Annotated in this window: 10 protein-coding genes; 7 read left to right on the top strand and 3 right to left on the bottom strand. The window is 56.2% G+C overall.

The features are described from left to right. Positions 1–13: 13 nt before the first annotated feature. From NEV57_RS08580 to NEV57_RS08555, 6 genes are all read left to right on the top strand, one after another. Positions 14–592 (top strand): RNA polymerase sigma factor, encoded by a 579-nt coding sequence (locus NEV57_RS08580; protein WP_257657903.1) that lies wholly within the window; start codon positions 14–16, stop codon positions 590–592. A gap of 73 nt (positions 593–665) precedes the next feature. After that, positions 666–1,631, top strand: a complete 966-nt coding sequence (locus tag NEV57_RS08575) for a FecR family protein (protein ID WP_257657902.1) — start codon at positions 666–668, stop codon at positions 1,629–1,631. 208 nt (positions 1,632–1,839) lie between these two features. Further along, positions 1,840–5,085, top strand: a complete 3,246-nt coding sequence (locus NEV57_RS08570) for a SusC/RagA family TonB-linked outer membrane protein (RefSeq protein ID WP_257657901.1) — start codon at positions 1,840–1,842, stop codon at positions 5,083–5,085. Positions 5,086–5,096: 11 nt separating this feature from the next. Beyond that, positions 5,097–6,656: a RagB/SusD family nutrient uptake outer membrane protein gene (locus NEV57_RS08565; protein ID WP_257657900.1), complete on the top strand. Its 1,560-nt coding sequence runs from the start codon at positions 5,097–5,099 to the stop codon at positions 6,654–6,656. Positions 6,657–6,676: 20 nt separating this feature from the next. Next, positions 6,677–7,558, top strand: coding sequence for a glycerophosphodiester phosphodiesterase family protein (locus NEV57_RS08560; protein ID WP_257657899.1), 882 nt, complete (start codon positions 6,677–6,679; stop codon positions 7,556–7,558). A 114-nt stretch (positions 7,559–7,672) separates the two neighbouring features. Beyond that, positions 7,673–9,007: an FAD-dependent oxidoreductase gene (locus NEV57_RS08555; protein WP_257657898.1), complete on the top strand. Its 1,335-nt coding sequence runs from the start codon at positions 7,673–7,675 to the stop codon at positions 9,005–9,007. 100 nt (positions 9,008–9,107) lie between these two features. Here NEV57_RS08555 and NEV57_RS08550 read toward each other — a convergent pair whose 3' ends face one another. The 3 genes from NEV57_RS08550 to NEV57_RS08540 all read right to left on the bottom strand — a co-directional run bounded on the left by NEV57_RS08550 (position 9,108) and on the right by NEV57_RS08540 (position 10,600). After that, the gene (locus NEV57_RS08550; protein ID WP_257657897.1) at positions 9,108–9,554 is read right to left on the bottom strand and encodes a DUF5675 family protein; all 447 of its coding nucleotides are present in this window, start codon (positions 9,552–9,554) and stop codon (positions 9,108–9,110) included. Next, complete coding sequence (locus NEV57_RS08545; protein WP_257657896.1) at positions 9,551–9,841, bottom strand: hypothetical protein; 291 nt, start codon at positions 9,839–9,841, stop codon at positions 9,551–9,553. Before NEV57_RS08545 ends, NEV57_RS08550 begins: the two co-directional genes overlap by 4 nt. A gap of 111 nt (positions 9,842–9,952) precedes the next feature. Next, entirely contained in the window at positions 9,953–10,600 is a 648-nt protein-coding gene (locus NEV57_RS08540; RefSeq protein WP_257657895.1) for a DUF6266 family protein, read from the bottom strand. A gap of 228 nt (positions 10,601–10,828) precedes the next feature. Between NEV57_RS08540 and NEV57_RS08535 the strand changes: the two genes are divergently transcribed. Then, entirely contained in the window at positions 10,829–11,797 is a 969-nt protein-coding gene (locus NEV57_RS08535) for a bifunctional helix-turn-helix transcriptional regulator/GNAT family N-acetyltransferase (RefSeq protein ID WP_257657894.1), read from the top strand. The last annotated feature ends 761 nt before the right edge of the window (positions 11,798–12,558 follow it).

The following is a 12,558-nucleotide window of genomic DNA, read 5'->3' as shown; positions in this document are numbered from 1 at the left end:
TGACCCGCGTAAGATGACAAACACCGAATGGATATCAGCACTGCAGCGCGGGGAGCCCGGGGCCTACGCGCAATTATATGAACAGCACTGGAAATCGATGTACAAACAGGCGCTGGGCCGGGTCGAAGACGATCAGGTAGCCCAGGATATTGTACAGGATGTATTTGTCAGCCTCTGGCAGAAGCGTGAACGGCTGGCCATTTCCGTTTCGATGGAGGCCTTTCTGGCTGGCTGCGTCAAACTGCAGGTGCTGGCCTATTTCAAAAAAGAAAAAGTGCGGCTGCGGGTTATTGAAAAAGCCATGCAGCAGATGGAAATCCTGCTGGATACCGAAGCCCTGCCGCAGGCGGAAATGGACCGTTCCCTGCAACGGGCACTCAAGGGCATGCCTGAAAACATGCGCCAGTCGTTCCTGTTGCGCTGTGATAACCGCAGCATCCGGGAGATTGCCGACATCCTGGGTATTGCCGAGCAGACGGTTTCCAATAACCTGAATGAAGTGGTGAAACGACTGCGGAAAAAAATCAACCACCAACCCCCGGGTGAATACATGACCTGCCTGGGCATCCTCCTCTCGCTATATTACAATTAATTCACAAACGCTTAACGATTTCGAAAAGTAGTTTTTGCCCTGTCGCGCCGCTATAGGTAAAACACAGACGAAATTGGATCGTAAAACTTTTACCCGGTTACTGGACAGGTACCTGAAAGGACAGGCGGGAGCCCGCGAGCGCAACACAATAGATCAATGGTATGACGGGTTCTCGGAATTAGCTGACGAAGAAGCCTTTACCCATCCCGACCGCGAACGGCAGGTCCGCGAATCCCTGTATACGCGGATCCATCAACAAATCCAGCCGGTACCGGCCTATCGCCGCCTCGCCCGCATCCTACGTGCTGCTGCGGCCGTCCTGCTCGTTGCCGCCGCGGCGCTTTGGCTGTACCGGGCGGGCGATGCCCGACAGCCGGAATCCGAACGCTACCAAACATTCGTTACCGGTGTCCGGCAGGTCAAAAAAATTGTATTGCCCGACAGCTCCCTGGTCTGGATGAATGCCAATACCACCATCCGCATCCCCGAACGTTTCGGACAGGACGGCATCCGGCCTGTTTTCCTTGACGAAGGCGAGGCCTCGTTCGAGGTGCAGCACGATACCGAACGCCCCTTTCTGGTGCATAGCGGCGCGTTGCAGACTACCGTACTTGGTACCGTCTTCAACGTAAGGAATTACAGCCTGCTGCAAACCGTAACCGTAGGTGTAACCAACGGCAGCGTCCGCGTTACGGATACCGCAAACCGCATATTGGCAGACGCGCTGCATGGCGGGGAACGGTTATCGATGGACCGGTCGACCCGGCAGTTTGTCGTAGACGCGGCAACAGAAAGCCAGGGTGCGGGCTGGCAGGAAGGCATCGTCCGCCTGCGCAATGCCACGATAACGGATCTCCAGGTAGTGCTGCGCAATTCATTCGGGGTAACCCTGCGCGTAGCGAATCCCGCCATCCACGAACACCGTTATAACCTCACCCTGCCCAGCACGTATACGCTGGACCAGGCACTAAAAGTTATTTGTTCCATTCACGCTAACCAATATAGGAGGGACGCCGATGACGTAATCAGCATATATTAAAAAAAACCGGGCCTGCCAAAGGCAAACCCGGATACGGTTGCGCAGGCACCGCCAAGCCGCTTGGAACCCGCTTGGCATCCCTGCAACACAGTTGTTAACGGTTAATTAACAAAACCACCCAAATATATGGAATTGCCCACACGAACAGGTGCATTTTCATGAATGAATCATTTTTATGAATAGTCAGATACGACATTGGAAAAAAATCATGCGGATTTCTATGTTAATTTATGCGATGCTGCTATCCACCTCCCCGCTTCTACTGGCCTATCCCGTTGAAGGTCAGGTACTGGAAAAGCGGATCGATGTGGATTTCACTGGGACCACTACCCTATCGGAAGCCCTTTCGCAGCTGGAACGCCAAACGGCATTATTCTTCGCTTATGAGTCGGCATTGCTCGACCGGCAAACCGTCCGGATCAGCCCCCACCGCTTTGCGGATACCCCCGTGCGGGATGTTCTTGATGCCCTGCTGAACAAAACCGGGCTCACCTACAAAGAAGAAGTATCGGGTACCGTTACCCTGCTGCGCAAGCAGGAGAACGGCCGCATCACCGGCCGGGTCACCGGCAGAAACGGCGAGGCACTGGCCGGTGCCACCGTACGGTTACACGACCTCGGCCTAACCACCCGTACCGATGAACAGGGGTATTACAGCCTCGCCGTACAGCCGGGCACCTATACCCTTACGGTATCGTATATCGCCTATACCGGTCAACGCCGCGCGGATATTTCCGTATCCGCCAACGGGCGTACCGTGGCCGATTTCACGCTCGAGGAAGCACAGGATGCACTGCAGGAGGTTGTGGTGGTGGGCTACGGCACGCAGCAGCGCGAGGACCTCACCGGGTCTATCGTTTCGGTTAGCGGCAGCGAAATCGGTGAAATCCCCACCACCAACCCCATTCAGGCATTAAAAGGGAAAGCCGCGGGCGTGGATATCTTCAACAGCGGAAATGAACCAGGTGGCGGTATCAATATCCGCATCCGGGGCGAAAAATCAATCTCCGGATCGAACAGCCCCCTTATCGTGATGGACGGGATACCCATTTCCGGCGGGTTAAACGAAATCAACCCACAGGACATTGCGTCAATTGAAATCCTCAAAGACGCCTCCGCAACCGCCATATACGGTTCACGGGCATCAAATGGTGTGGTGCTCATTACCACCAAGCGCGGCGAATCGGGCAAAACCCGCATCAATTACGACGGCTACTACGGTATTTCGCAGCTAAGCAACAGACTGGACCTGATGGATGGCCAGCAGTTCGCCCAGCTGCGGCGCGAGGCCAACCGCACGGCAAGCGCCGACGGTTCATACCCTGCCGATGAAACCCTGTTCGATGACATCGCCCTGCAATCACTGGCTAACGGCATGTCTACCGACTGGCAGGACTTCGCCTACCAGAACGGGGCAAGGCAAAATCACCAGCTCGGTTTCAACGGCGGAAACGAACGCACCCAATTTGCCGTATCGCTGAACTATTTCGGCGAAGACGGGTTGCTCGAAGGCATGTACTACCGCCGTGGCGGGCTGCGCGTAAACCTCGACCACCGCGTAAACGACCGGATGAAACTCGGGGTCTCCACGTTCGCCAGCCGGTCGAAGCAAACCGCGCAGACCAACGACATTTACGACAATATCGTCCGGCTGAGCCCACTCGGAAAACCGTATGACGAAGCCGGCAACGTGCTGTTCCGGCCCACCAATGACGAGGGGCAGCGCGTCAACCCGCTTTCCGATCTGGAAAACCAGCTGGACGAACGGTTTACCACCCGGCTTTTTGCCAGTGTATTCGGTGAATATGAGCTGGCCAAAGGACTGAAATACCGGCTGAATATAGGGCCTGAACTGGAATACGGCAAACGGGGCTACTACTACGGCTCGCTGACCACGGCTACGCAGGGCGGACTCTCCCGCGCAGGGGTAAGCGACTCGGATATTTTTTCATTCACACTGGAGAATATCCTCGATTACGACCGCCGTTTCGGCAACGACCACCACCTGCAGGTTACCGCGCTGCAAAGCTACCAGCAACAACAGACCAAAACATCGTTTGCCGACGTGGCCAACCTGCCATACGATTCACAGCATTACCACGCCATCCATACCGCCGGCGAAATCCGCGGCGTAGGGAGCAATTACCAGCAGTGGAAGCTGCTTTCGTACATGACACGGGTCAACTACAGCCTGCAGGGCAAGTATTTCGTCACGCTCGCCGCCCGTGCCGACGGCTCCTCGCGCTTTGCCCCCGGTAACAAGTGGAGCTTCTTCCCGTCCGCCGCGCTGGCCTGGCGCCTCAGTGAAGAAAGCTTCCTCGCCGATGCTGCCTGGCTGAGCGATTTAAAGCTGCGGCTCAGTTACGGGATTACCGGAAATACCGGAATCCAGCCCTACCAGACATTCAGCCTCCTGGATAAAACCAACTACGCATTCGGCGATGCCGGCGGCGCAGGTTTCCTGGCCAGTTCCATCTCCAACCCCGACCTGAAATGGGAAACCACCAGCCAGCTCAACGTAGCACTGGATTTCGGGTTCTGGAATAACCGGTTGACGGGTACATTCGAATTTTACGACGCCGACACGAAAGACCTGCTGCTGTACCGCAGCCTGCCCGGAAGCACCGGATTCGAAGAAGTGCTGCAGAACATCGGCGCACTGAACAACCGGGGAATTGAATTTGCCCTCCAGGGAACGCTCATCCAGACCCCCGATTTCAGCTGGGACCTCGGGATTAATTTCTCGCGCAACCGGAACAAGATCATCGACCTGTTCGGTACCGGTGCCGACGATGTGGGCAACGGCTGGTTCATCGGGCAGCCGATCCACGCCTTTTACGACTACCGCAAAATCGGGATCTGGCAGCTAAGCGAAGCAGAAGAAGCCGCCGGATACGGTTTCCGTCCGGGCATGATCAAAGTGGCCGACGCAGACAATAACGGCATCCTGGATGCAAACGACCGGGTGATCCTCGGCGCGCAGACCCCCGATTGGGTTGGCGGCCTGACTACCCGGCTGGCGTTCAGGGAATGGGAACTATCGGCCGTGCTGCACGCCCGTCAGGGATACCTCACCAACTCCAGCTGGCACAACAACAGCAACCGGCTGGCCGGCCGGTACAACAACCTGAACGTCGATTACTGGACACCCGAAAACCCCACCAATGCCAACCCCCGTCCCGACGTCAACCAGGAGTCGGTTTACCTCGGTTCAACACTGGCATACAAAGACGCCAGTTTCGTACGGGTACGCAACATAGCACTGGCCTACCGGTTTGCGCAGCAGGCCGTGCAACGGCTGGGCATCCAGGGACTGCGCATCCACCTGACCGCGGAAAATCCGTTTACGTTTACCAACTATGACGGTTACGATCCCGAGTTTGAGACCTCCGGTGAACGGGCCATGTACCCCTCCGCCAAACTTTATTCACTTGGCATCAACGCCACTTTTTAATTGACACCGCTATGTTCATACGAATCAAAGGAATAAAAGCAACTTTCTGTAAAGTACTCGCCTGCTTTTCGCTGTGTGCCGGGTTTTCGGCCTGCAGCCTCGAAGAAATCCCGCTATCGGAGGCTACGCCCGATATGCTGTATACCACACCGAACGGCATCCGCGATGGGGTGTATGGTGTATACTCACTGCTGCGGGGCCTATACGGTTCACAGCAGGGATTTACGCTGACCACCTTCGGAACCGACCTGTTTATGCACGGCAAGGACGGCGGCTACAAGGCCATGGACCTGTACACCACCGAGCTGGACCCGTCCATGTCTTACCTGTATGACGTCTGGAACACCTGTTACCGCGCCATCAATGGTGCCAATACCGTATTGGAGCGTGTAGATGCCGTACCCATCTCCGAGGAGCAGAAAAACCAGTACCGCGCCGAGGCCCGGTTCCTCCGGGCACACTTCTATTACTGGCTCACCATCCAGTTCGGCGATGTGGTTTGGACAGACCAGGAAACAAAAGGAGTCATTACCGATGCCGGGCGGACAGCCAAAGCCGAAATCTGGCAGCACATGAAAGCAGACACCGAGTTTGCTGTTGAGCACCTCGATTGGACACCGGCAGCCTACGGCCGGGCAACAAAGGGTGCGGCACTGCACCAGCTGGCCTCCATCCTGCTCCTGCTTGGCGAAAACCAGGCCGCCGGCGACGCGGCAGCGCGCGTCATCACCGAGGGGCCGTATAACCTGCTGGACGATTACGCCGCGGTATTCGACTATGGCAACCAGCAAAACAGCGAAATCGTATTCGCCGTGCAATACACCAACGTTGTGCTGAACAACGGCTCCGGAAACCAGGGCCACGCCTTCTTCACACCGGCCTACGACCAGTTTGCCGGGCTGGCGCGCGACGTAGCCCAGGGCGGGCGTCCTTATGCCCGGTTCCGGCCCACGCCGTTTTTCATCGGCCTGTTCGAAGCCAACGACGAGCGCTTTGATGCCACCTTCCGCCGCCACTGGTTTTACAACAACGCCGCCACGCTTCCCGCCGGCAAATCCATTGGCGATACCGTTGTCTGGGAAATCGAACCGGGCGTGTTCTCCACCACGGCCCCGAATGTCACCAACATGCACTGGGGGATCAAAAAGCATGACGATGCCACACGCGCCAGCGCACAGGACCTGGCCGGCTTCCGCGATTTCTTCGTGTACCGGCTGTCGGAAACCTATTTGCTGGCTGCCGAAGGCTACCTGCTGGCCAACCAGCCGGAAACCGCAGCCGGCTACCTGAACACGGTGCGGCAGCGCGCGGCAAAACCGGGAACCACCTTACCCGCCGTAACCGCAGCAGACATCAATATGGACACCATCCTGGATGAGCGGGCCCGCGAACTCGGCGGCGAAGCCAAGCGATGGATGGACCTCACCCGTACCGGTAAGCTGGTGGAGCGTGTGCGCCTGTATAACACCAATGGAAAAGCCAATATACAGCCCCACCATGCATTGCGCCCCATCCCCCTGCAACAGATTGACCTCACTACTGTTGAATTCCCCCAGAATCCAGATTATTAATCACATAAATGACTAGCAAGATGATCAATTCCATTTCATTTCATCGATTCCGTTCCCTGTTCAGGTTTGCTGCGGCGGCCCTCATCCTCCTTTCGTCGGGCTTGGCCGCCACGGGGCAAACCCGGGCCGACTCCCTCCGGGAGGTGTTGCTCACCCAACCCGAACAGCTACTCGTTGCCGCCCACCGGGGCGACCACCTTTCCCATCCGGAAAATTCCATCCCGGCCTTCCAAGGCGCCATTGAAGCCGGTGCGGCCGTCCTGGAACTGGATGTCAGGCAGTCCAAAGACGGTGAGCTCGTAGTGGTACACGACCGTACGGTAGACCGCACCACCGATGGCCGCGGTACCGTAGAGCGCATGACACTGGAACAGCTCAAAAAACTGCGGCTGCTGCACAATGGCGCCGCCACCGAGCACCGCATCCCCACCCTCCGCGAAGCCCTCGAATCCGTGAAGGGGCGTATCCTGGTCGATATCGACTTCAAAGCCGGCAACATGGAAGCGGCCAAAGCCTGCTACGCGGTCATCGAGGAACTCGGCATGGAAAAGCAGGTGCTGTTCTTTCTGTACGACGCCAAGCAGGTATCAAAATGCCTGGCATTGAACCCCGACGTACTGGTGATGCCGCGCGCCCATTCGGCCGACGAAGTACACACCATCATGCAGGAGCCGTTAATCCGCGTCATCCATATCGACGAATCGTTTTACGAGGCCGGCTTAGTGCGCATGATGCGGGAAAAGGGTGTCCGGGTATGGGCCAACAGTCTTGGCGAATATGACCGGCAGGCGCAGCAGCAGGGTGGCAGTTACCATTCGTTCGCTGAGCGGCTCCCTTTGGTCAACATCATCCAGACGGACTACCCCGAAGCGCTGGTGAATTACCTTTCCGAAAAAAAATAAAGGCGCTGGCTTTACCTAAACAGGCCCTGCTGTTTATCGGCAGGGCCTGTTTAGGTAAAGCCTTTTTCGTATCTTGTTTTCCAATAATCCGCACACCTTTAAAACAAGCGACAGATGGATACCGTAAAAGCGCACTACAAGAACCTGATTATCGGTTTCGGCAAGGGCGGAAAAACCCTCGCGGCATGGCTTTCCGCCAACGGCGAGGAAGTAGTCCTGATCGAAAAATCAAAAAACAGGTATGGCGGCACCTGCATCAACGTGGCGTGCATCCCCACCAAGTCCCTTATTGTCAATGCGGAAAAAGGAGTTCCCTATGCCAAAGCACACACCATTAAGGACGAGCTCACCGCGGAAATGCGCCGGAAAAACTACCAGAAAATTGCCGGTTCGCCCCATGCCACGGTAATCGACGGCACCGCCTCCTTCCTGTCCGCCAACCGCGTAAACGTGCAGACTGCGGACGGCGACAGGGCCATTACCGCCGACCGCATCTTCATCAACACCGGTACCAAACCCTTTATGCCCGACATGGAAGGCATCACCGGCCGCCATATTTACAACAGTACCACCCTGATGGAGCTCAGCGTAATGCCCAAACGCCTGGCCATTATCGGTGGCGGGGTGGTGGGACTGGAATTTGCCGATATGTTGCTGAAATTCGGTTCCGAGGTGACGCTTTTCACCCGCGAGGAACAGTTCCTCCCCAAAGAAGACCGCGATATCGCCGAATCCATTCACAGCAGCCTTGCCAAAAAAGGGCTGCACGTTATCCAGGGCGCTGCCGTCCAACGATTTTCACCCGCGGGCGATGGTGTCACCATCCATTACCGCCGGGCAGGCGAACAGCAGGCTACCACCGATGCTGTACTGATGGCCACCGGCCGCATACCCGAAACCACCGCCCTTAATCTCCGGGCAGCCGGTATCGAAACAGACGAGAAGGGTTTTATCAGCGTAAACGATCAATTACAGACATCGGCCCCCAACGTGTGGGCTATTGGCGATGTAAACGGCGGACCGCAGTTCACGTATATTTCCCTCGACGATTTCAGGATCATTAAAAATCAGCTCGCCGGTACCGGTTACAATTCCACTACCAAACGGAAATCCTATGCCACCACGGTATTCCTCACGCCACCATTCGCCCGCATCGGCATCAATGAAACCGAGGCCCAGGCGCAGGGCATAGACTATGCGGTATTCACCCTGGCTGCAGCCAACATTCCCAAGGCGGCCATCCTCCAGCAAAAAGAAGGGCTGCTGAAAGCCATTGTAGCCCGGGATACGGGGAAAATACTCGGCTGCATGCTGCATTGCGCCGAAGCGCACGAACTGATCAATACGATCCAGCTGGCCATCAATGAAAGCATCGCCTATCCGGTGCTCCGGGATCATATTTACACGCATCCCACCATGTCAGAGGCTTTCAACGACCTGTTCGCCTAACGCAATCGCTCGCCGGCCGGCCGGTAAATCCGACCGTATGTTGGACCACCGCATCCCATCAACACATACATGCAGGCCCCGAAAGGCCTGCATGCGTGTTTTAAAGCCTATCTTCCACCGTTATCCCTGCGTTTCCGGCATCAATGACTTCAACCAGTCGCGCATAAGCCCTTTTATACGCCGCGGCGGAATGCACCACCCGGTAGTCGCCGTCGATCAGCTGTGCATACGAACCGGTCAGCGGGCAGCCCCGCGTGTCCGTGTGGTAATTGCCGATGTGGATGAACACCCCGCTGAACCCGGGGATGCCGGTGATCTCCACCATGCCGCGGTGCAGCTTCGGGTAGCGCCCCCGGTAAAGCACGTTCATGCCCGCCCAGGCATTGAGCCGCAGCCCGTACCGGCCGGCGGGAATAGCCGTGCTGCCCGCCACCTTCACCGGCCGCAGGCGGTCCTCCAGCAGGTAGCAGCAGAACAGCCCGTTGATGTACAGGTGGCTCAGCGTCGTGTTCCTTCCCTGCGCCACGCGGACGATTCGGCAGCTCACGGCGCGGCCCCCTCCCCGCTTCCCGCACTCGTATCCGGCGTGCCGCCGGAGGCGTTGTCGCCGTTGCCTCGGCTGTCGGCTACCGCCGCGCTGGCTATGGCCGTGGCTACCAGTCCGGCTGTCACCAGGTAACCCGCCGCGGCCGTAATCACCGCCGGTAATACCACCGGTGCGGTCAGCAGCGCCGTGCCCACGGCACCCAATGTGATACCGATGTGGCGTATCGTCTTAAAAAATCCCGGTGTGGGTGCCTGCACCCGGTTAATGAATTCGTATTTCGTTTTCATGGTTAATCGGTTTTAATTGAATCATTGTGCCCCAATGGGCAAAAGAACCGGCACGGCGCGCCGTGCCGGCAACACTTACGGTACCGGGGCGTCCCCCGGTACCGTGGTCCGCTATGCGGCAGTTACCGTCAGCTGGCCCGCATACACGCTATTAGACGTGCGCAGGCCATCGCGGTGGCCCATAAACACCCAGGTTTCCAGCACATCGCCGGAGAACCCGACGGGCAGGGTAAACGTCAAGATGCCATCCTCGCGCACGGCATTTTCATACACGCTGAAGAACGCCTTGCTCGTGTTGTACACCAGCACCACTGCCGCGTCATCCGCAAATGCATTGAACGTGTTGATGATGGGCTGCCAGCTCACCGTAGCCTCGCCCGGCCGTGTTTCCGCAATGGTAAGGCCAACCGGCGCGCCCAACGACCCCCGGCTGATCCGCACGCGGGTGTAGTCGATCTCCACTACCGGGTAATCGCCCGTCATGCCGTTGCGCAGCAGGTGGCTCAGCGCCACATTGTAGCCGGTGGCCGATGCCTGCTCGCTGTCGGAAAAGCCCAGGTTCAGCAGGTCCTTGATCGGACTCAGGAACGCCACGGCCAGCGCAAAGCGTGCCCGCTGGTTCAGCTGGGCCTCCGTAGCCGGCTTGCTGCTGGGCCGCGGCAAGCTGCGTACGTAGTCCACCTCGCGCCAGCGGCTGCCCACCACGTTGCCTACCTTACCCGAATACGCCCCGTTGATCCCTTTCAGAAATGTTGCCATAATTGTAAAATTTAAAAGTTAAACCATCAGTTCCGATGCGTTTTGATACCGGTATTTTCATTGCATCTTGCCGTCAAACATAGCGACAGCGGGCCCGCCGGGGCAACTTTTGGCATCCAACCGGACGATAGCGTACCCCATGGCACCGGATGGCACGGAACCAAGCAGTTGCAGGAGTGGAATCTTTTTATTTATATTTGCATAATTAGTTATGTAATTAGTTATACTATGGCTCCCATATTTGACCGGACAGGCAAAGTAGCCCTCGGCAGCCGGATGCGGCTGCTCACCGCCCAGCTGACCGACGACGCCAGCCAGATTTACGAATTGTACGATGCCGGGGGCTTTTCGCCCAAGTGGTTTCCGGCATTCTTTGTACTGGCGGAAGACGGCGCGAAAACCATTACCGAAATTGCCGGCGAAATCGGGCACTCCCAGCCCTCCGTTACCAAAATCATTAAGGAAATGGCCAAAGCCGGGCTGGTAAAAAATAACCTCAAATCCAGCGACCGGCGGCAGAACATAGTGGCGCTGACCCCGAAAGGCACGGCGCTTATCGAAAAAATCAGGGTCCAGTGCGCCGATATCGACGTGGCGGTGGACGGTATCCTGGCCGAAGCCACCCACAACCTCTGGGAGGCCGTTGCCGAGTGGGAATTTCTGCTGGAGCAAAAGTCACTGCTCAAACGGGTACAGGAGCAGAAGAAACGCCGCGAAAGCCTGGATGTCCGCATCGTACCCTACGAGCCGCAATACCAGTCCGCTTTCAAGTCGCTGAACGAGGCCTGGATCTCCACCTACTTTGAAATGGAGGAAGCCGACTACAAGGCACTGGATGATCCCGAAGGGTACATCCTGAACCGGGGCGGCAACATATTCGTGGCGCTGTACCACGGCGAACCGGTAGGCGTATGCGCCCTGATCAAAATGGACGACCCCCGTTACGATTACGAGATGGCCAAAATGGCCGTTTCGCCCAAGGCGCAGGGAAAGCACATCGGCTGGCTGCTGGGGCAGGCCATCATCCAAGCCGCAACGGAACTCGGGGCCTCGGCCATCTACCTGGAGAGCAACACCATCCTGAAACCCGCCATCAGCCTGTATTACAAAATGGGGTTCCAGAAAATAGCGGGGCATCCCACGCCTTACAAACGCGCCAATATCCAAATGGAACTGGTACTAAGCGATCAGAATTAACGATGGACACGAACGCCCTTACCATTGTCAATACCCGGCTGGACGATTGACTTTTTCATACCGGTTTAATACAAATAAAGTAGCAACTCAAAAATTTGAATCGGGTTCAAAGGATGAGCGGCAACGGACCAATTGATTTGTTATGCAACCGTTTCGGCTCCTCACCTTCGCCCGTCGCCTTATTGGTTCCTGTCAGTTAAGATGCTTTTTTTTCATGATGGTTGTTTCATTTAAAAAAACAAGATGCTATTCGAATTTCAAATATTTCAATTCGATCCAAGTGCTCGTTGCATCGATTCTGTCAGAAAGCACTACAACACGGCCACTGAATGTTATATTTCTTGATTCTCCCTCCGTCATTTCGAACTCGGAAGGCATGTTGCAGACAACCATCTGTAAACGACCGGATGACCGAATTAGAAACACATGGTCGGCGTTGGGCGGAAGTTCCGAGGGGGGAATATCCATTATGTTATTCGTATAACTGATCGAACCGCTTAATCTGTTGACGGCCTCGACATCGGAACCCGTAAAATCACAGGTCCTTGAAAATTCCAAATCGGAATCGCTATTTTCTTTTTTACAAGAAAAGAAACTCAGCAATACCAGCATCACTATATATCTAATTGTTTTGGAGATCATATTTTTATGGTTTTAATTATTAAGGAAAGAATTCTCCAAGGGTTCGTGAGAAATTCGACGGTAAATCATTTGTCAGCTACTTTGTATGACGTAGCTTCTCTGTTTAATGCTACATTGCC

Source organism: Parapedobacter lycopersici (genome assembly GCF_024643285.1).
GTDB classification, from domain to species: domain Bacteria; phylum Bacteroidota; class Bacteroidia; order Sphingobacteriales; family Sphingobacteriaceae; genus Parapedobacter; species Parapedobacter lycopersici.
The sequence above is the reverse complement of the archived record's forward strand: the minus strand, read 5'-3'. Positions and strand labels throughout refer to the sequence as shown.